The organism is Microbacterium sp. NPDC064978 (assembly GCF_044543605.1).
In the GTDB taxonomy this organism is placed as follows: Bacteria; Actinomycetota; Actinomycetes; order Actinomycetales; family Microbacteriaceae; genus Microbacterium; species Microbacterium meiriae.
Window position 1 is genome coordinate 118630 of the sequence record NZ_JBITWF010000005.1, and the last position, 18605, is coordinate 137234.

Here is an 18605-nt window from a genome sequence, read left to right on the forward strand (position 1 = left end):
CCCGGTTTCTCCTGAGTTGTGAACGCGGGTCAGATGGCTCCGGCACGAGCCAGACGCTCCCGCACCCGGTCGATCGGCACCGCGTGCGCCGTCCGCCCCTCGGGGCCCACGGTGGTCTCCGCGGCGAGCACCGAGTTGATCAGCGCCTCCTCGACAGCGTCCATCGTCGCGGCGAAGAGCGGCGAGAGGTCGTCATCCGCCGCAGGACCGCCCGACGCCGGGTCGTGCACGGAAAAGGCGATCGCGTAGTCGCCGCTGCCCTGTATGTAGTCGGCGCCCACGCCCCGCATCGCGAACACGGCGCGGTGGGCCACCCGGCCGAGCTGACGGCCGTCGACGGGCGCATCCGTCGCGACGACGATCATGCACGAGTTGCCGACGGGCTGTGCCGGCTCCTCGGCGAGCAGCTCCTCCGCGGGCAGCGGCACCCCCGCGATCCGCAACGTGCCGCTGAAATTCGTCTGCACGAGAGCCCCGACCGTGGACGCGCTCCCCGCGACATCGACCAGACGGGACGCCGTGCCGATGCCGCCCTTGTACCCGAGGGCGACGGTTCCGGCACCGGCACCGACGCACCCCTCCGCGACCGGACCCGCTGCCGCCGCGGCCAGTGCCGCCGTCACCTGCTCCTCGCCCACGGCGCGCTGGCGGATGTCGGAGAGGAACCCGTCGTTCGTCTCGCCCACCACCGGGTTCAGGGTGGTCGTCCGTGCGTGCGCCGGCGTCGCCAGCAGATGCCCGAGCAGCGCATCCGCGACACGGAACACGGACAGCGTCGAGGTCAGCAGGATCGGCGTCTCCAGAGCCCCGAGCTCGCGGAGCTGCGTGGCACCCACGAGCTTGCCGTAGCCGTTGCCGACCGAGAGGTTCGCGGGAAGGCTGCGGCGCTCGGCGGTGAGGGCATCGGGGACGATGGCCGTCACTCCCGTGTGCAGACCGTCGCCATGCAGCGCGGCGTGCCCCACCCGCACGCCGGGGACATCGGTGATGGCGTTCGCCGGGCCGCGCGCGAAGGCGCCGGACGGGACCCCGAGGTCGGCGAGACGGGGACGGGAGGACGAGGACGACGGCGGTGTCATGCTCCGATCCTCCCAGCGTCGGAGGGGCCGGCCGCAGTGCCGCGCCGGACGCTCCCCCGGGTCGAGCGCCCGTCCCGTGCGCTCGGTAGACTGGGCGGCACCACCCACACTCAGGCACGCTCACACAGTGCCGCATACATCGCTCGAGGAGACCTCCATGTCCGCCATTCCCGACAAGCCCGCACTCGAAGGTCTCGAAGCGAAGTGGGACGCCGCCTGGGCGGAGCAGGGTACGTACCTGTTCGACCGTCTGCGCGCCGCCGAGCTCGGCCGTGAGGGCGTCTACTCGATCGACACCCCGCCGCCCACCGCCTCCGGCAGCCTCCACATCGGTCACGTGTTCTCCTACACGCACACCGACGTCAAGGCGCGGTACGAGCGCATGCGCGGCAAGACCGTGTTCTACCCGATGGGCTGGGACGACAACGGCCTGCCCACCGAGCGCCGTGTGCAGAACTACTACGGTGTGCGCTGCGACCCGTCGCTCCCCTACGACGCCGACTTCACCCCGCCGTTCGAGGGCGGCGACAACAAGTCGAGCCGCGCCGCCGACCAGCAGCCGATCAGCCGTCGCAACTTCATCGAGCTGTGCGAGCGCCTCACGATCGAGGACGAGAAGCAGTTCGAGGCGCTGTTCCGTCAGCTCGGGCTGAGCGTGGACTGGACGCAGACCTACCGCACCATCTCCGACGACACGATCCGGCAGAGCCAGCTCGCCTTCCTCCGCAACATCGAGCGCGGCGAGGCGTATCAAGCCCTGGCACCGACGCTGTGGGACATCGACTTCCGCTCCGCGATCGCGCAGGCCGAACTCGAGGACCGCGACCAGCAGGCGGCGTACCACACGATCGAGTTCCCCTTCGCGGACGGTTCCGGTTCCATCGCGATCGACACCACGCGCCCGGAGCTCCTCCCCGCGTGCATCGCGATCGTGACCCACCCCGAGGGACCGCACAAGCACCTCATCGGCACGAAGGTCCGTACGCCCTACTTCGGCGCCGAGATCGAGATCCACGGCCACCACCTCGCCCAGCCCGACAAGGGCACCGGCGCCGCCATGGTCTGCACCTTCGGCGACGTGACCGACATCATCTGGTGGCGCGAGCTGCGCACCACTGCCGGCGAGTCCCTGCCGAACATGACGACGATCGGTCTCGACGGCCGCTTCCTCCCCGAGGCCCCGTCGATCGTGGCCGACGCCGACGCCCGCGCCTGGTACGCGGAGAACGTGGCCGGCAAGACCGTCTTCAGCGCCCGCAAGGCGATCGTCGAGAAGCTGCAGGAGACCGGCGACATGACCGCCGTCGGCAAGTCCTTCCAGCACGCCGTGAAGTTCTTCGAGAAGGGCGACCGCCCGCTCGAGATCGTCTCGACCCGGCAGTGGTACATCCGCAACGGCGCCCGCGACGGCGAGCTGCGCGAGCAGCTCCTCGCGCACGGCACCGAGCTGGCGTGGCACCCCGACTTCATGCGGGTCCGCTACGAGAACTGGGTCGGCGGTCTCACCGGCGACTGGCTCGTGTCCCGGCAGCGCTTCTTCGGCGTGCCGATCCCGCTCTGGTACGCGCTGGACGAGAACGGCGAGCGCGACTACGACCGCGTGCTCACCCCGGACGCGGCCGCGCTGCCCATCGACCCGACCACGGACGTCCCCGCGGGCTACACCGAGGCCCAGCGCGGCGTGCCGGGCGGGTTCGACGCCGAGGCTGACATCCTCGACACCTGGGCGACATCCTCCCTGACCCCGCAGCTCGCGGGCGGCTGGCAGCGCGACGAGGAGCTGTGGCAGCTCACCGCGCCGTTCGACTTGCGCCCGCAGGGACAGGACATCATCCGCACCTGGCTCTTCTCGACCATGCTGCGCTCCACGCTCGAAGACGGCCGTGCCCCATGGAAGAACGCCGCCATCTCCGGCTTCATCGTCGACCCCGACCGCAAGAAGATGTCGAAGTCGAAGGGCAACGTGGTCACCCCTGCTGACGTGCTCGACGCCCACGGCTCGGACGCGGTGCGGTACTGGGCGGCTTCCAGCCGCCTCGGCATGGACGCGGCCTTCGACCCGCAGAACCCGACCCAGGTGAAGATCGGTCGGCGTCTGGCGATCAAGGTGCTCAACGCCGCCAAGTTCGTGCTGTCGTTCCCGGTGCCCGAGGGCGCTCAGGTGACGCACGCGCTCGACGCCTCGATGCTCACGGCGCTTGATGGCGTGGTGGCCGAGGCGACTGCGGCCTTCGACCGGTACGACGCGGCCAGGGCGCTGGAGCTGACCGAGGCGTTCTTCTGGACGTTCTGCGACGACTACCTGGAGCTCGTGAAGGAGCGCGCCTACAACCAGAACGACGTGGGCCAGGCCTCGGCCGCCCTCGCGCTGCGTCTGGCGCTGTCCACGCTGCTCCGCCTGCTCGCACCGGTGCTCTCCTTCGCCACGGAGGAGGCCTGGTCGTGGTTCGAGGAGGGCTCCGTGCACACCGCAGCGTGGCCCGAGAAGCTCGGCATCGAGGGCGACCCGGCCGTGCTGGCCGCCGCCAGCGAGGCGCTCATCGGCATCCGGCGCGCGAAGACCGAGGCGAAGGCGTCGCAGAAGACCCCGGTCTCCCGTGCCGCCATCGCCGCACCCGCCGCGAAGGTCGAGGCCTTGCGCGCCGCGGCGGACGACCTCCGCGCTGTCGGCCGCATCGCCGAGCTCGAGATCTCCGAGGCGGAGGAGTTCGCGGTCACCGCGATCGAGCTCGCCCCGGTCGAGGCTTCCTGATGCAGCTCGGCACGCGCTGGGCCACGGGGGCGCAGCCCCCCGCGTCCGTCCCCGAGGCGTTGCGCCCCGCGATCGCCGAGGTCGAGTCCCAGGGCCTCACCGGCCACTGGACCCTCACCTGGCTCGAGGGCCGCGCGATCGCGGAGCTCGACGCCGGCTGGGAGGTCCTCCAGACCCCCTCCGGCGAGGTCATCGCCCGCCCCTTCTGATCGCCGAGACCCCGCTTCATCGTCGAGACCCCCTCCTCCCCACGCGGATAGGAGGGGGTCTCGACGCGTATCCGGGGTCTCGGCGTCAGCGGCGCGGGGCTCCGAGCTGCGCGAGGAGATGGTCGACGGCGTGCGGGTCATGCCGGCGGGCCTGCTGTTCGCGGAGGAGGTCGAGGGCGAGGGTCCGCCGCTGTGCACGACGTTCGATCCGGTGCTCGATCATGGCGGTGACCCGGTCGGCGAGGTGCAGCAGGCCGCGCTCCGTCCGCGTGGGACTGACGAGGTGCAGGGTGGCGGCGGTCATGATGCGTCCGTCGTCTCGGCCGTGGCGGCGCCTCCAGGCGTGGGGAGGTCGAAGATCTCGGCACGGAGGGAGACACGGCGCACGTCCGGGCCCTCCTGACCGCGGTACTGCGCGATCGCCTTCTCCACGACGGCCTCCAGTTCCGCCCGCAGCGACATCGCCTGCTCCGCGGTCATGTCGAGGTGCGTGGTGATGGTCAGACCCACGTCACGCCACCCCTCGGGGATGTCGGCATCCGAGCGGTTGAGGTACTGCATCAGCGTCTCGTGCCGGAGCCGGAAGAACTCCGATGTCACGATCTGGGCCGCGGCACGGTTGGCCGGCGACATCTGCTCGTCCGGTCCCGGCACGTCGATGCGGCCCTTCGGGCGCTCCCACCACCGCTCCCGCGCCGTGCCACGACCTTCCACTTCGCGGATGAGATCGTGGGCGGCGAGCGCGCGGAGGTGGTAGCTGGTGGATCCCGAGGTCTCCCCGACGAGGGCCGCGAGAGAGCTGGCCGTCTGAGGACCACGAGAGGCGAGCAGATCGAAGATCTTGACCCGCAGCGGATGCGCCAGCGCCTTGAGCGCTCCCGCATCCAGCGTCCGTACCTGCGTCTCGTTCGTCATGCATGCAAAGCTACGCTTGCAAACAACTCTTTGCAAGCTTTTCTTTGCAACGCGGTCAGCTCACCGCACCCCGCGCCGCGACGAAGGCCGTCACACAGCGCTCGACCTGCTCGGCGGAGTGCGCGGCGGAGAGCTGCACCCGGATGCGCGCCTTCCCCCGCGGCACCACCGGGAAGCTGAACGCCGTCACGTAGACGCCCTGGTCCTGCATCGCCGCGGCGATCCGGGCTGTGAGCGCGGCATCACCGAACATGACCGGCACGATCGGGTGCTCTCCGGGAAGCAGATCGAAGCCTTCCTCCGCCATCCGGGTGCGGAACAGGGCTGCGTTGTCCCGCAGCCGCGCCCGCAGGTCCGCCGATCCCTCGACGAGGTCGAGTGCGGTCAGGGTACCGGCCACGATGGCCGGAGCGAGGGTGTTCGAGAACAGGTACGGACGGGAACGCTGACGCAGCAGCGCGACGATCTCCGCGTGGGAGGCGACGTACCCCCCGGAGGCGCCGCCCAACGCCTTGCCGAAGGTGCCGGTGTAGATGTCGACACGATCTGCGACGCCGCACAGCTCCGGCGTCCCCCGCCCGTTCTCCCCGACGAAGCCGACCGCGTGCGAGTCGTCCACGAAGACGAGGGCGTCGTACCGCTCGGCGAGGTCGCAGATCTCAGCGAGCGGGGCGATGTAGCCGTCCATCGAGAAGACGCCGTCGGTCACGATCACGCGGAACCGGGCATCGGCGGCCGCCCGCAACTGCTCCTCCAGATCCGCCATGTCGCGGTTGCGGTACCGGAGTCGGCGCGCCTTCGAGAGGCGGATGCCGTCGATGATGGACGCGTGGTTCAACTCGTCCGAGATGATCGCGTCCTCCGCGGAGAACAGCGTCTCGAAGACACCGCCGTTGGCGTCGAAGCAGGACGAGTAGAGGATCGCGTCGTCGGTGCCGAGGAAGTCCGCCAGCCGACGCTCGAGTTCGAGGTGCTGCTCCTGCGTGCCACAGATGAAGCGCACGCTCGCGAGCCCGTACCCCCACTCGTCCAGGGCCGTCCGGGCCGCAGCGAGGATGCGGGGGTCGTCGGCGAGCCCGAGGTAGTTGTTCGCGCAGAAGTTGAGCACCTCGGCGCCGTCGGCCGTGATCTCCGCCCGCTGCGGACCGCGGATGCCGCGCTCATGCTTGGTGAGCCCGGCCTCCTCGATCCCCGCCAGCTCCCGCGCCACATGGTCCTTGAAGGTCGCGTACATCACAGTTCCGTCCAGTCGAGGATGATCTTGCCCGTGCCGGCGGACTCCGCCGCCGCGAATCCGCGCTCCCAGTCGCGCGCCGGCACGACCTCGGCGATCACGCGACCGATGGCCGCCCGCAGTGTCGCACTCGTCTGCAGCATCGCCCCCATGGCGTTCCAGGTCTCGAACATCTCGCGACCATAGATGCCGGTGATGGTGAGCATATGCGTGACGAGCTTGCCCCAATCGATGTCGAACCCCGTCGACGGCAGCCCAAGCATGGCGATCCGTCCGCCGTGGTTCATGTTGTCGATCATCGCCGGGAGCGCCGATGCCGCGCCGCTCATCTCGAAGCCGATGTCGAACCCCTCGCGCATGCCGAGCGCACGCTGCGCGTCGCGGATCTCCTGGCGGGAGACGTCGACGACGTCGTCTGCTCCCATCCCTCGCGCCATCTCCAGGCGCGGGCCGCTCACGTCGGTCCCCACGATGAAGCGGGCACCGGCATGCCGGGCGACGGCGATCGCCATCAGGCCGATCGGGCCGCAGCCGGTGACGAGGACGTCCTCGCCGACCAGAGGGAAGCGGAGGGCGGTGTGCACGGCGTTGCCGAGCGGGTCGAAGATCGCGCCGAGCTCCGGAGCGACCTCGGCGTGGTGGACCCACACGTTGGTCGCCGGCAGCGAGAGGTACTCGGCGAAGGCACCGTCGCGTTGCAGACCGAGCCCGATGGTGCGGATGCATATCTGCCGCCGTCCGGCACGACAGTTCCGGCAGGTGCCGCAGACGATGTGTCCTTCGCCGGAGACCCGGTCGCCGACGGCGATGTCATGGACGAGCGATCCGACCTCGACGACCTCGCCGTAGAACTCATGTCCCGGGATGAGGGGCGCGGAGATCGCGGAGGCCGCCCAGTCGTCCCATCGCCGGATGTGCAGATCGGTCCCGCAGATGCCGGTGCGGAGGACGCGGATGACGACCTCGCCGGGGCCGGCGGTGGGATCGGGTCGCTCCACGAGCGCGAGGCCGGCGCCGGGTTCCTCCTTGAACAGAGCCTTCATGCTCCGATCTCATCGCATACGTCGCTGTAGAACAATCGGCACCTTCTGCAACGTCTCTATAGCCAGGTCTAAACTATCGACGTGGAGCTCCATCAGCTCCAGATCCTCCGCGAACTCGGAGCCTTGGGCAGCGTGACGGCTGTCGCCGATACGCTCCGGGTCACCCCGTCCGCCGTCTCCCAGCAGCTCGCCGCGCTGCAGCGCTCCTTCCCCGCCCCGCTCACCCGTCGCCAGGGCCGCACGCTCGTGCTGACCTCTGCCGGCGAGGTCCTCGCGGCGGCCGGCGCCGAGGCCATCGATGCCATGGCCGCAGCGCGGCACGCACTGGACGACTTCGAGGGCGCCGCGACGGGAGAGGTGAGCGTCAGCGGCTTCCACAGCGTCGGTCAGGCGCTCTTCGGCCCGCTCGTGCGGGAGCTGTCAGGGAAGGAGCACGCCCCGACCGTGCGTCTCACGGACGAGGATGTCGCGCAGAGCGAGTTCCCCGGGCTCACCGCGCGGTACGACCTCGTCCTCGCCCATCGGATGGAGCACTCCGCACCGTGGCCGACCGAGGGCGTCCGCGCCGTGGGTCTCGTCCGCGAGCCCCTGGACGTCGCGGTCGCCGCCGCACATCCTCTCGCCGGTCGCCGCACCCTCTCGCCGGACGAGGTCGCCGACGAGCACTGGGTGACGAGCCGCGTGGGGTACTCCCCCGACGACGTGCTCCGTGCCGTCGCCGCCGTCGCCCGCCGCCCGGTCGAGGTCCGCCACCGCATCAACGACTACGGCGCGGTGTCGGCGGTTGTCGCGGCCGGCGGCGTCCTGGGAATGCTCCCCCGGTTCACCTCGCGCAGCGTCGACGATCGCGACATTGTACGCATCCCCCTGCGCGGCGTGAGCACGCACCGCATGATCGACGTCCTCGCGCGCCCGGAGAACCTGCGCCGCCGCTCGGTCCGTGTCGTCGTCGACGCCCTGCGAGAGGTGATGACCCGTCTGAGCACGGAACGTTCCGGGGATGGCGGTGGCTAGGCTCGGAGGATGAGCGACGCCACGAATCCGCTGCTGCAGCCGTCGACCCTTCCCTTCGGGCTCCCGGACTATCAGGCCATCCGCCCGGAGCACTATCTCCCCGCCTTCCGAGCCGGTTTCGCGGAGCAGCTCGCGGAGGTCGCGAACATCACCCGCGTGCGGTCGATGCCGACGTTCGAGAACACGCTCGAGGCGCTGGAGCGGTCGGGCGAGCTCCTCGACCGGGTGGCGCACGCCTTCTACACCGTGAGCTCCGCCGACGCCACGCCGGAGATCCAGGCGATCGATGAAGAGCTCGCTCCGCTCATGGCCGCCCATGAGGACGCGATCACGCTGGATGCGGCGCTCTACGCCCGCGTGGCCCACGTGTACGACCAGCGTGAGGCGCTCGGCCTCGATTCCGAGCAGCGGTATCTCGTGGAGCGCTACCACCGCGAGATGACGCATGCCGGCGCCGGGCTCGACGACGACGCGAAGGCGCAGCTCACGGGTCTGAACCAGAAGCTGTCCGTGCTCACGAACACGTTCGAGCGGAACCTGCTGAGCGAAACGAACGACCTCGCCGTGGTCTTCGACTCCGCCGCCGAGCTGGAGGGCCTGAGTGCGGGCGAGCTCTCGTCCGCGGCGCGCGCCGCGGCCGACCGAGGGCTCGACGGCCGCTACCTCCTCACCCTGCCGCTGTTCACCGGCCATCCGGCCCTCGCCCGGCTCGCGGTGCGGGAATCCCGTCGCCGGATCATGGCGGCGTCGCGCGCGCGGGGCTCGCGCGACAACGGCAACGACAACCGCCCGGTGCTGCGCGAGATCGTGCGCCTCCGCGCCGAGCGCGCGCGCCTCCTCGGATATCCGTCGCATGCCGCGTACATCACCGCCGACGAGACGGCGGGCTCCCCCGAGGCCGTCGAGCGGATGCTGCGCCGGCTGGCTGCGCCGTCCGCCCGGAACGCCCGCGCCGAACGGGACGCGCTCCAGGCGATCGTCGACGAGACCGAGCCGGAGCCCTTCCCCGTGGAGGCCCACGACTGGGCGTTCTACACCGAGCGCGTGCGCACTGCCCGCTACGACATCGACACCGCCGCCCTGCGCCCCTGGTTCGAGGCGGAGCGGGTGCTGCAGGACGGCGTGTTCTTCGCGGCGACCCGCCTGTACGGGGTGACGTTCCACGAGCGGCAGGACCTCGCGGCCTATCACCCGCAGGCCCGCGTGTTCGAGGTGCGCAACGCCGACGACTCTCCCCTGGGCCTCTACGTGCTCGATCTCTACACCCGCGACTCCAAGCGCGGCGGGGCATGGATGAACGCGATCGTCAGCCAGTCCCGGCTGCGCGGCAGCGCCCCGGTCGTGGTGAACAACCTCAACGTCCCGCAGCCCGGGGACCGCGAGCCCACGCTGCTGACGCTCGACGAGGTGACGACGCTGTTCCACGAGTTCGGGCACGCCCTGCACGGCCTGTTCGCCACGGTCACCTACCCGCACTTCGCCGGGACCAACGTGTTCCGCGACTTCGTCGAGTTCCCCAGTCAGGTGAACGAGATGTGGATCCTCTGGCCGGAGGTCCTGGACCACTATGCCCGGCACCACGAGACCGGCGAGCCGCTGGATCCCGCCATCGTGCAGCGGCTGCGGGCGACTGCGACGTTCGATCAAGGGCACGCGACCAGCGAGTACCTCGCCGCAGCGTGGCTGGATCAGGCGTGGCACCGGCTCTCCACCGAGGACACGGTGGAGGATGTCGCCGCGTTCGAGGCCGCAGCGCTGGCCGACATCGGGCTGGATGACCCCGCCGTGCCGACCCGGTATTCCTCCACGTACTTCGCGCACGTCTTCTCCGGCGGTTACAGCGCGGGGTATTACTCGTACATCTGGAGCGAGGTGCTCGACGCCGACACCGTCGAGTGGTTCCGAGAGAACGGCGGGCTCACCAGGGCCAATGGGGACCGTTTCCGCGACCGGCTGCTCGGGGTCGGCGGCTCGAAGGACCCGCTGGCCGCCTACCGCGACTTCCGCGGGCGGGACGCCGACATCGAGCCGCTCCTGAAACGCCGTGGACTGGATTCCTGAGTCGTGAGACCCTGAGCGCATGGACGCATTCCCCGACGCTCCCTTCGGCCCGGCGGACAGCCTGGAGCTGGACGCCGTTCCCCTCGCCGTCATCCAGCACAAGGGTATCCGCCTCGCCGACCTCCGTGACGCTTTCGACACCGGCTACGGGGCGATCGCCGCGGCCTTCGCCGCCGGAAGGCTGATCCCCACCGGACCGGCGCTCGCGATCTATCACGGCGATCCGATGGGCGTGTTCGATCTGGAGCTCGGCTTCCCGGTGCAGGCCGCACCGTCCGACCCGATCGCCACCGGCGACGGAACCGCCATCGTGGCGTCGGCCCTGCCGACCGGGCAGGCCGTCGCGACCACCGTCTTCGGCTCCTACGACGGTCTCGGCGCCGGATGGGCCGGGCTGGTCGCACGCGCGGCGGAGGCCGGGCTGCACCCACGCGGCCTCTGGATCGAGGCGTACGTCTCGGACCCCGGCATCGATCCGGACGAGCTCCGCACAGACCTGCTCATGCCGGTGGCGTGAGCAGGCACGCCTGCGATCTGCTCACCGCGTCCGCGGGGGGTGTCTGACCCGCCGGCGCCCGGCGCTCAGGCGCTCTTGCGCTTGCGCTCCATCACGATGGTGGGCGGGGCCCCCTCGTCGACGGCGGCACGGGTGATGATCACCTTAGCGACGTCCTCCGCAGACGGGATCTCGAACATGACCGGACCGAGCACGTCCTCCAGGATGGCACGGAGACCACGGGCACCCGTCTTGCGCTCGACCGCCAGATCCGCAATCGACCGCAGCGCGTCCTCCTCGAACTCCAGCTGGACGCCGTCGAGCTCGAACATGCGCTGATACTGCTTCACGAGCGCGTTGCGCGGCCCCGTGAGGATGTCGATGAGCGCGGCCTGGTCGAGCGGCGACACGTTGGTGACGACAGGCAGGCGACCGATGAACTCCGGGATGAGCCCGAACTTGTGGAGGTCTTCCGGGAGCACCTCGCTGAAAAGGTCGAGGTCCTTGCCCTTGTCGTGCAGCGGAGCGCCGAAGCCGACGCCGTGCTTGCCCACGCGCGCCGAGACGATGTCCTCCAGCCCGGCGAAGGCACCGGCCACGATGAAGAGCACGTTCGAGGTGTCGATCTGCAGGAACTCCTGGTGCGGGTGCTTGCGACCGCCCTGCGGCGGCACCGAGGCGACCGTGCCCTCGATGATCTTCAGCAGGGCCTGCTGCACACCCTCGCCCGACACATCGCGGGTGATCGACGGGTTCTCGGCCTTGCGGGCGATCTTGTCGACCTCGTCGATGTAGATGATGCCCTGCTCGGCGCGCTTCACGTCATAGTCCGCGGCCTGGATGAGCTTGAGGAGGATGTTCTCGACGTCTTCGCCGACGTAGCCGGCCTCCGTCAGCGCGGTCGCGTCGGCGACGGCGAACGGCACGTTGAGGCGCTTGGCGAGCGTCTGCGCCAGATAGGTCTTACCGCAGCCCGTCGGGCCGATGAGCAGGATGTTGCTCTTCGCGATCTCGATCTCTTCGGCCTTCTGCTCGGCCGGCTGCAGCGTGCCGTGGGCGCGGACGCGCTTGTAGTGGTTGTAGACGGCGACGGACAGCGCGCGCTTCGCGGGCTCCTGTCCGACGACGTACTCCTCGAGGAACGTGAAGATCTCGCGAGGCTTCGGAAGCTCGAACTCGGCCACGCCCTCAGCGGACGACTCCGCCATGCGCTCTTCGATGATCTCGTTGCAGAGCTCGACGCACTCGTCGCAGATGTACACGCCGGGTCCGGCGATGAGCTGCTGCACCTGCTTCTGGCTCTTTCCGCAGAACGAGCACTTGAACAGGTCAGCGCTTTCACCGATGCGGGCCATGCGCGTCCTCCTCGGGGGGATCAGGATCGTTCTTCGAGCCTAACCGCTGCATACGACACCGGGCCGCATTGGCGACGAGTCGTTCGGCGGGTCCGGCGGATGACGGTGTCTCCGCCGTCATTCCGCGGGGAGGCAGCCGCCGTCCACGATGTATCCCCCGACATCGATCCGCACCTCGTCCGGACGCACCTCCCCGAAGACGCAGCCGCCCTCGGGACCGTCGGCACCGAACGCCACCGCGCGCGCATCTCCTCGGGCGACGTGATGGACGAGGCCGACCTCGCGCAAGGCGTCCTCGACGGAGGTCACAGAGATCGTGCTCTCCGTGCGCAGTGCTTCGAGACGCACGCGGAGGTCCGCCACCGGCTGCTCGGCGGCCGCCCGCGCCTCGGCCGACGTCTCCATCCGCTCACGATGCCGGTCGTTCTGTTCCATCGCGTGTTTCGGGTCGTACGGCGCACACTCCGGCGGAAGCTCGGCGCCGTCCACCTGCGCGCAGGCGACGGTCGGGGTCACGGTCGGCGTCGGCTCTCCGGCGGTGACGTCGGCCGGCGCCGCTGCGCAGCCGTCGAGAAGCAGGATCGCCGCCAGCACGAGCGTCACTCGCCCGGGGCGGGCGCGGACGCCGGAGGTCGCCATCATGCCGCCATGAAACCACAGCACCGGCGTCACGCGCACGCTGCTCGAACGACGAGGGCCCCGCCGCGCGGTACGCGACAGGGCCCTCAGCCATCCTGACGTGTCGTCAGACCATGCTCTTCGTGTGCCAGACCGTCTTGACCTCGGTGAAGGCGGCGATCCGCTCCGGCGACGCGACCACGTCGCCGGGGGCGAGCACGCGCTTCAGCGTGTCCGCTGCGGCGATCTGCATGTCGACCCACTCCAGCGCACCGGCGCCGGCGAGGTCGAGGGCGTTCACATCCTGGTGCGAGGCGAGCCAGGGGGCGATCTCGGCCGGCGAACCGGTGAGCACGTTCACCACGCCGCCGGGGACGTCGCTGGTCGCGAGCACCTCGGCGAGACTGATCGCGGAGAGCGGGTACTGCTCGCTCGCGACCACGACGACGGTGTTCCCGGCGACAAGGGCCGGGGCGACGACAGAGACCAGGCCGAGCAGCGCCGAGTCCTGCGGCGCCACGATCGCGACCACACCGGTGGGCTCTGGCACCGAGATGTTGAAGTACGGACCGGAGACGGGGTTCGCGTTGCCCGCCACCTGGGCGTACTTGTCGCACCACCCGGCGTACCAGACCCAGAGATCGATCGCCTCGTCGACCTGCGCCGTGGCCGCCGAGGACGAGATGCCCTCCTGCGCCACGATCTCGTCGACGAATTGTGCGCGACGTCCCTCGAGCACCTCGGCGACGCGGTAGAGCACCTGGCCGCGGTTGTAGGCCGTCGCCCCCGACCAGCCCTTGACGGCGGCGCGCGCGGCGACGACCGCATCACGGGCGTCCTTGCGGGAGGCCTTGGCGGCGTTGGCGAGGAAGGCGCCCTTGCGGGAGACGACCTCGTACGTGCGTCCGGACTCGCTGCGGGGGAAGGCCCCGCCGATGGCGAGCTTGTAGGTCTTCGGAACGGTCAGTCGCTTGCTCATGCTGCGGCTCCCTTGAGGTAGGCGGTGAGCCCCTGGCGACCGCCCTCGCGGCCGAATCCGGACTCCTTGTAGCCGCCGAACGGGCTCGACGGGTCGAAACGGTTGAACGTGTTGGCCCACACGACGCCCGCACGCAGCCGATCCGCGACTGCGAGGATGCGCGAGCCCTTGTCCGACCAGATGCCCGCCGAGAGGCCGTACGGCGTGTTGTTGGCCTTCGCGATCGCCTCGGCGGGCGTCCGGAAGGTGAGGACCGACAGCACCGGGCCGAAGACCTCGTCGCGGGCGATACGGTGCGAGGCCTCGACCCCGGTGAAGATCGTCGGGGCGAACCAGAAGCCCTGCTCCGGGATCGCGCAGTCGGCGGTCCAGCGCTCCGCGCCCTCGGCCTCGCCGATGTCGCTCAGCTCGCGGATGCGGGCGAGCTGCGCCGCGGAGTTGATCGCGCCGATGTCCGTGTTCTTGTCGAGCGGGTCACCGAGACGCAGCGTCGACAGCCGGTTCTTCAGCCGGTCGACGACCTCGTCGTGGATCGACTCCTGCACGAGCAGACGGCTCCCGGCGCAGCACACGTGGCCCTGGTTGAAGAAGATGCCGTTGACGATGCCCTCGACAGCCTGATCGATTGGCGCGTCGTCGAACACGATGTTCGCGGCCTTGCCGCCCAGCTCCAGCGTCAGCTTCTTGTTCGTCCCCGCGACAGCCCGGGCGATGTCGCGACCGACACCCGTCGAGCCGGTGAACGCGACCTTGTCGACGTCCGGGTGACGGACCAGGGCGGCCCCGGTCGACCCGGCCCCCGTGACGATGTTCACGACACCGGCGGGGAGATCGGCCTGCTGCAGGATCTCGGCGAAGATCAGTGCCGTCAGCGGCGTGGTCTCGGCCGGCTTGAGCACGACCGTGTTCCCGGCCGCCAGCGCGGGCGCCAGCTTCCACGCGAGCATCAGCAGCGGGAAGTTCCACGGGATGACCTGCCCGGCGACGCCCAGGGCGCGCGGGTTCGCGCCGAGACCGGCGTAGTCGAGCTTGTCGGCCCACCCCGCGTAGTAGAAGAACCAGGACGCCACGAGCGGCACGTCCACGTCGCGGCTCTCCTTGATGGGCTTGCCGTTGTCGAGGCTCTCGGCGACGGCCAGCTCACGGGCACGCTCCTGCACGAGGCGGGCGATGCGGAACAGGTACTTGCCCCTGTCGCGGCCGCTCATCCGCGACCAGACCTTGTCGTAGGCGCGACGGGCCGCGGCGACGGCGCGGTCGATGTCCGCGTCGTCGGCGGAGGCGATCTCGGCGATCTCCTTCTCCGTCGCCGGGGAGATGGTGCGGAAGGGGGTGCCGGAGCCGTCGACGAACTCGCCGTCGATGAACAGCCCGTAGCTGTCCTTGAGGTTCAGCACCGCCGTGGACTCCGGAGCCGGAGCGTATTCCAGGAATGACATGTCGGGTGTCCTAGTCGATCGTGACGTAGTCGGGGCCGGAGTAGTGGCCGGTGGTGAGCTTCTGGCGCTGCAGGAGCACGTCGTTGAGCAGGCTCGAGGCGCCGAAGCGGAACAGGTGCGGCTGGAGCCACTCCTCCCCCACGGTCTCGGCGACGGTCACCAGGTACTTGACCGCGTCCTTGGACGAGCGGATGCCGCCGGCGGGCTTCACGCCGATGCGCTCCCCCGTCCCGCGGTACCAGTCGCGCACCGTCTCCAGCATCAGCAGCGTGGTCGGCAGCGTCGCCGCCGGCTGCACCTTGCCCGTCGAGGTCTTGATGAAGTCACCGCCGGCGAGGATGCCGAGCCAGGAGGCGCGCTTGATGTTGTCGTACGTGTTCAGCTCGCCGGTCTCGAGGATCACCTTGAGCGAGGCGTACGAGCCGTCCTCGCGGCGGCACGCCTCCTTGACCTGGGCGATCTGGTCGAACACCAGCCCGTAGCGGCCGGACAGGAACGCACCCCGGTCGATGACCATGTCGATCTCGTCCGCACCGGCCGCGACCGCCTCCGCGGTGTCGGCGAGCTTGATCGCGAGGGAGGACCGGCCGCTCGGGAAGGCGGTGGCCACGGCGGCGACCGAGATGAGGCCGTCGTCGGGGTCGCCGTGCAGGCTGCCGAGGGCCTCGACCGCGCCGGCGACCATGTCACCGTAGACGCAGACCGCGGCGACGCGGGGCGTCGAGGGGTCGGCGGCGTCGGGGTTCTTCGCCTTGGCGACGAGGGACCGTACCTTGCCGGGGGTGTCCGCGCCCTCCAGGGTGGTCAGGTCGATCAGCTTGATGATCGTGTCCAGCGCCCACGCCTTCGACGTCGTCTTGATGGAGCGGGTGCCGAGGCCGGCAGCGCGCTGCTCCAGCCCGACGGCGTCCACGCCGGGGAGGCCGTGCAGGAAGCGACGGAGGGTCGCGTCGTCCGGCTCACCGCCGAGGACGTCCACCGCCGTCCTGCGGCTGAGTTCTGTCGTCGTCACTGTTCCTCCAACAATGCTCGTGCTGTGGTCTCATCGGTCACCAGGACCCCGCACAGGCCGCTGGTCACGACCGTGCGCGCGATGTCGTGCTTGGCGGGGCCCGCCGTCACGAAGATGGCCCGCGCGGCGCCGCGCAGGCGGTCGAGCGAGACGCCGACCGTACGGGCGTCCAGCTGCGGGTCGACGATGTGGCCCTCGGCGTCGACGTAGCGCCCGAGGACGTCGCCGACGGCGCCGCGGCGCGCGAGCTCCTCCACATCCTCGGCGGTGAGATAGCCGTTCTCGACGTGGGCGGAGGTCGCATCGCAGGGGCCGGCGGTGAACAGGAACGCCTGGGCGTCCGCGGCCTCCTCCAGCACGGCCGCGACGGTGCGGTCCCCTTCGATCGCCTGCTTCGTCTCGACGTGCTCCAGGATCGCGGGGCTCGGCAGCAGGGAGACCTGGCCGGAGGCGCGCTGGGCGATGGTCACTGCGAGTCCCGCGGCCCCGCCCGAGCGCCGGTTGAGGCTGACGCCGCCGTTGAGCTGCACGACGGTGACACCGTTCGCCCAGCCGTCGGGAAGGGCCTCGGCCACGGCGCGGAGCGTCTTGCCCCAGCTCACCCCGAGGGTGCGCGGAACAGGGCGGAGGGCGGTCAGGAAGTCGGCGGCCGCCTGAGCGACGCGCTCCAGAGTGCCCTCGTCGCCTTCGGGTGAGGGGACGACCACGGCATCGGTGAGGCCGAAGCGCTCCACGAGCTCGCGCTCGAGGCCGAGCCGACGGGCGCGCGGGTGGACGATCTCGATGCGGACGATGCCGCGCTGCCGCGCCTGCGTGAGGAGGCGCCCGACCTTCCACCGGGAGATCTTCAGGAGACCACCGATCTCGTCCTGCGTCTTGTCCTCGTCGTAGTACAGCTCGGCGACCCGGACCATGAGCAGATCTTCTTCCACGGTGTCCTCCTTCCTCCTCCAGGGTAGGCCGGATTCAGCGTTCGCGCATCCATCTGCTCATATGCGCATCTGCGCCATCCTCCCGCGCGCATCCGCCGGAGACGCGAAGAGGACGCCCGTCGCTCGACGGGCGTCCTCTTCTGCCGGTGCGGACTACGCGCGCTTGCGCGAGGTGAGCACCTGGTCGACGATGCCGTACTCCAGTGCCTCGTTGGCCGAGAGGATCTTGTCGCGATCGATGTCGCGGTTGACCTGCTCGACCGGCTTGCCGGTGTGACGGGCCATGGTCTCCTCCAGCCAGGTGCGCATGCGGAGGATCTCCGCCGCCTGGATCTCGATGTCCGAGGCCTGACCGTGCCCGGCCTCTCCCATCGCCGGCTGGTGCATCAGCACGCGGGCGTTCGGCAGCGCGAGACGCTTGCCGGGGGCACCCGCCGCGAGCAGCACGGAGGCGGCCGAGGCCGCCTGGCCGAGCACGACGGTCTGGATCTGCGGCGCGACGTACTGCATCGTGTCGTAGATCGCCGTCATCGCGGTGAAGGAGCCACCGGGCGAGTTGATGTACATGGTGATGTCGCGCTCGGAGTCCTGGCTCTCCAGGACGAGGAGCTGCGCCATGACATCGTCGGCCGACGCGTCGTCGACCTGCACGCCGAGGAAGATCACGCGGTCCTCGAACAGCTTGTTGTACGGGTCCTGGCGCTTGAAGCCGTAGGCGGTGCGCTCTTCGAACTGCGGCAGCACATAACGGCTGGAGGGCAGGTTTCCGGCGGACTGGAACGTGGGTGTGTACATGGTGTCCTCTCGAATCCTTACTCGACGCCCGTGCCGCCGCCGCCGGTGACGTCGCTGGCGTGCTCGCGGATGTGGTCGACGAAGCCGTACTCGAGGGCCTCCTCCGCCGTGAACCAGCGGTCGCGGTCGCCGTCGGCGTTGATCTGCTCGACGGGCTTGCCGGTCTGCGACGCGGTGATCTCGGCGAGGCGCTTCTTCATCGACAGGATGAGCTGCGCCTGGGTCTGGATGTCGCTCGCGGTGCCGCCGAAGCCGCCGTGCGGCTGGTGCAGCAGCACGCGGGCGTTCGGCGTGATGTAGCGCTTGCCCTTGGTGCCGCTCGTCAGCAGCAGCTGGCCCATGGACGCGGCCATGCCGATGCCGACCGTGACGATGTCGTTCGGCACGAACTGCATCGTGTCGTAGATCGCCATGCCCGCGGTGATCGAGCCGCCGGGCGAGTTGATGTAGAGGTAGATGTCCTTCTCGGAGTCTTCGGCGGCGAGAAGGAGGATCTTCGCGCAGATCTCGTTGGCGTTGTCGTCTCGCACCTCCGAGCCGAGCCAGATGATGCGGTCCTTCAGCAACCTGTCGAAGACGCTTGTCGCGACGAGGGGTTCAGCCATGTCAGCTCCTGCTTCCGTGTTTCAGTGATTCGAATCTACCGGCGCGCGCACAGCCCCTAGGTCGTGT

18 protein-coding genes are annotated in these 18605 nt (G+C 70.0%); 5 read left to right on the forward strand and 13 right to left on the reverse strand.

Annotated features, from left to right (window positions below; all coding sequences use genetic code 11):
- Positions 1 to 29 precede the first annotated feature (29 nt).
- A complete protein-coding gene (locus ACIGJI_RS16065; RefSeq protein ID WP_366244592.1) occupies positions 30 to 1079 on the reverse strand; it encodes a P1 family peptidase in 1050 nt (349 codons plus the stop codon).
- 157 nt (positions 1080 to 1236) lie between these two features.
- Here ACIGJI_RS16065 and valS point away from each other — a divergent pair, with 157 nt between their 5' ends.
- Both valS and ACIGJI_RS16075 read left to right on the forward strand, forming a co-directional pair.
- Positions 1237 to 3831: a valine--tRNA ligase gene (gene valS, locus ACIGJI_RS16070; RefSeq protein WP_363447284.1), complete on the forward strand. Its 2595-nt coding sequence runs from the start codon at positions 1237 to 1239 to the stop codon at positions 3829 to 3831.
- Positions 3831 to 4040, forward strand: coding sequence for a hypothetical protein (locus tag ACIGJI_RS16075; protein ID WP_025105004.1), 210 nt, complete (start codon positions 3831 to 3833; stop codon positions 4038 to 4040). The genes valS and ACIGJI_RS16075 overlap by 1 nt, the downstream gene beginning before the upstream one ends.
- 85 nt (positions 4041 to 4125) lie before the next feature.
- On the opposite strand, the gene ACIGJI_RS16080 is transcribed toward ACIGJI_RS16075, so the two are convergent.
- From ACIGJI_RS16080 to tdh, 4 genes are read right to left on the reverse strand one after another with little or no spacing between them, the layout of a single operon-like run.
- Positions 4126 to 4344: a hypothetical protein gene (locus ACIGJI_RS16080; protein WP_363447286.1), complete on the reverse strand. Its 219-nt coding sequence runs from the start codon at positions 4342 to 4344 to the stop codon at positions 4126 to 4128.
- Positions 4341 to 4955, reverse strand: coding sequence for a transcriptional regulator (locus tag ACIGJI_RS16085; protein ID WP_187661728.1), 615 nt, complete (start codon positions 4953 to 4955; stop codon positions 4341 to 4343). Before ACIGJI_RS16085 ends, ACIGJI_RS16080 begins: the two co-directional genes overlap by 4 nt.
- 55 nt (positions 4956 to 5010) lie before the next feature.
- Complete coding sequence (locus ACIGJI_RS16090) at positions 5011 to 6189, reverse strand: glycine C-acetyltransferase (RefSeq protein ID WP_363447288.1); 1179 nt, start codon at positions 6187 to 6189, stop codon at positions 5011 to 5013.
- Positions 6189 to 7232 carry an L-threonine 3-dehydrogenase gene (gene tdh / locus ACIGJI_RS16095; RefSeq protein ID WP_363447290.1) on the reverse strand — a complete coding sequence of 348 codons (1044 nt, stop codon included), beginning with the start codon at positions 7230 to 7232 and terminating at the stop codon, positions 6189 to 6191. The genes ACIGJI_RS16090 and tdh overlap by 1 nt, the downstream gene beginning before the upstream one ends.
- Before the next feature lie 81 nt (positions 7233 to 7313).
- On the opposite strand from tdh, the gene ACIGJI_RS16100 reads away from it, so the two are divergent.
- Genes ACIGJI_RS16100 through ACIGJI_RS16110 form a run of 3 tightly spaced genes read left to right on the forward strand, consistent with a single transcriptional unit; the run spans position 7314 to position 10824 of the window.
- Positions 7314 to 8246: a LysR family transcriptional regulator gene (locus ACIGJI_RS16100; protein ID WP_363447292.1), complete on the forward strand. Its 933-nt coding sequence runs from the start codon at positions 7314 to 7316 to the stop codon at positions 8244 to 8246.
- 9 nt (positions 8247 to 8255) lie between these two features.
- Positions 8256 to 10307, forward strand: coding sequence for a M3 family metallopeptidase (locus ACIGJI_RS16105; protein WP_363447294.1), 2052 nt, complete (start codon positions 8256 to 8258; stop codon positions 10305 to 10307).
- A gap of 19 nt (positions 10308 to 10326) precedes the next feature.
- The gene (locus tag ACIGJI_RS16110) at positions 10327 to 10824 is read left to right on the forward strand and encodes a GyrI-like domain-containing protein (RefSeq protein WP_363447296.1); all 498 of its coding nucleotides are present in this window, start codon (positions 10327 to 10329) and stop codon (positions 10822 to 10824) included.
- A gap of 65 nt (positions 10825 to 10889) precedes the next feature.
- On the opposite strand, the gene clpX is transcribed toward ACIGJI_RS16110, so the two are convergent.
- From clpX to ACIGJI_RS16150, 8 genes are all read right to left on the reverse strand, one after another.
- Positions 10890 to 12158, reverse strand: coding sequence for an ATP-dependent Clp protease ATP-binding subunit ClpX (clpX, locus tag ACIGJI_RS16115; RefSeq protein ID WP_187661733.1), 1269 nt, complete (start codon positions 12156 to 12158; stop codon positions 10890 to 10892).
- Positions 12159 to 12275: 117 nt separating this feature from the next.
- A complete protein-coding gene (locus ACIGJI_RS16120) occupies positions 12276 to 12800 on the reverse strand; it encodes a hypothetical protein (RefSeq protein ID WP_363447299.1) in 525 nt (174 codons plus the stop codon).
- A gap of 103 nt (positions 12801 to 12903) precedes the next feature.
- On the reverse strand, positions 12904 to 13755 hold the full coding sequence (locus tag ACIGJI_RS16125; protein WP_259954546.1) for an aldehyde dehydrogenase family protein: 852 nt from the start codon (positions 13753 to 13755) through the stop codon (positions 12904 to 12906).
- Complete coding sequence (locus tag ACIGJI_RS16130; RefSeq protein WP_363447301.1) at positions 13752 to 15194, reverse strand: aldehyde dehydrogenase family protein; 1443 nt, start codon at positions 15192 to 15194, stop codon at positions 13752 to 13754. Before ACIGJI_RS16130 ends, ACIGJI_RS16125 begins: the two co-directional genes overlap by 4 nt.
- Positions 15195 to 15204: 10 nt before the next feature.
- Entirely contained in the window at positions 15205 to 16206 is a 1002-nt protein-coding gene (deoC, locus tag ACIGJI_RS16135) for a deoxyribose-phosphate aldolase (RefSeq protein WP_025105015.1), read from the reverse strand.
- Positions 16203 to 17138: a sugar-binding transcriptional regulator gene (locus tag ACIGJI_RS16140; protein WP_363447303.1), complete on the reverse strand. Its 936-nt coding sequence runs from the start codon at positions 17136 to 17138 to the stop codon at positions 16203 to 16205. Before ACIGJI_RS16140 ends, deoC begins: the two co-directional genes overlap by 4 nt.
- 153 nt (positions 17139 to 17291) lie before the next feature.
- Positions 17292 to 17933: an ATP-dependent Clp protease proteolytic subunit gene (locus tag ACIGJI_RS16145; protein ID WP_025105017.1), complete on the reverse strand. Its 642-nt coding sequence runs from the start codon at positions 17931 to 17933 to the stop codon at positions 17292 to 17294.
- Positions 17934 to 17950: 17 nt separating this feature from the next.
- Positions 17951 to 18538: an ATP-dependent Clp protease proteolytic subunit gene (locus tag ACIGJI_RS16150; protein ID WP_025105018.1), complete on the reverse strand. Its 588-nt coding sequence runs from the start codon at positions 18536 to 18538 to the stop codon at positions 17951 to 17953.
- Between the last annotated feature and the right edge of the window lie 67 nt (positions 18539 to 18605).

Bases quoted from the DNA above. Each gene is read 5' to 3' on its own strand.
- tdh (WP_363447290.1), bottom strand. From the start codon at position 7,232: ATGAAGGCTCTGTTCAAGGAGGAACCCGGCGCCGGCCTCGCGCTCGTG.
- ACIGJI_RS16150 (WP_025105018.1), bottom strand. From the start codon at position 18,538: ATGGCTGAACCCCTCGTCGCGACAAGCGTCTTCGACAGGTTGCTGAAG.
- ACIGJI_RS16105 (WP_363447294.1), top strand. From the start codon at position 8,256: ATGAGCGACGCCACGAATCCGCTGCTGCAGCCGTCGACCCTTCCCTTC.
- ACIGJI_RS16080 (WP_363447286.1), bottom strand. From the start codon at position 4,344: ATGACCGCCGCCACCCTGCACCTCGTCAGTCCCACGCGGACGGAGCGC.
- ACIGJI_RS16065 (WP_366244592.1), bottom strand. From the start codon at position 1,079: ATGACACCGCCGTCGTCCTCGTCCTCCCGTCCCCGTCTCGCCGACCTC.
- ACIGJI_RS16075 (WP_025105004.1), top strand. From the start codon at position 3,831: ATGCAGCTCGGCACGCGCTGGGCCACGGGGGCGCAGCCCCCCGCGTCC.
- ACIGJI_RS16110 (WP_363447296.1), top strand. From the start codon at position 10,327: ATGGACGCATTCCCCGACGCTCCCTTCGGCCCGGCGGACAGCCTGGAG.
- ACIGJI_RS16090 (WP_363447288.1), bottom strand. From the start codon at position 6,189: ATGTACGCGACCTTCAAGGACCATGTGGCGCGGGAGCTGGCGGGGATC.
- valS (WP_363447284.1), top strand. From the start codon at position 1,237: ATGTCCGCCATTCCCGACAAGCCCGCACTCGAAGGTCTCGAAGCGAAG.
- clpX (WP_187661733.1), bottom strand. From the start codon at position 12,158: ATGGCCCGCATCGGTGAAAGCGCTGACCTGTTCAAGTGCTCGTTCTGC.
- ACIGJI_RS16085 (WP_187661728.1), bottom strand. From the start codon at position 4,955: ATGACGAACGAGACGCAGGTACGGACGCTGGATGCGGGAGCGCTCAAG.
- ACIGJI_RS16120 (WP_363447299.1), bottom strand. From the start codon at position 12,800: ATGATGGCGACCTCCGGCGTCCGCGCCCGCCCCGGGCGAGTGACGCTC.
- ACIGJI_RS16130 (WP_363447301.1), bottom strand. From the start codon at position 15,194: ATGTCATTCCTGGAATACGCTCCGGCTCCGGAGTCCACGGCGGTGCTG.
- ACIGJI_RS16125 (WP_259954546.1), bottom strand. From the start codon at position 13,755: ATGAGCAAGCGACTGACCGTTCCGAAGACCTACAAGCTCGCCATCGGC.
- ACIGJI_RS16145 (WP_025105017.1), bottom strand. From the start codon at position 17,933: ATGTACACACCCACGTTCCAGTCCGCCGGAAACCTGCCCTCCAGCCGT.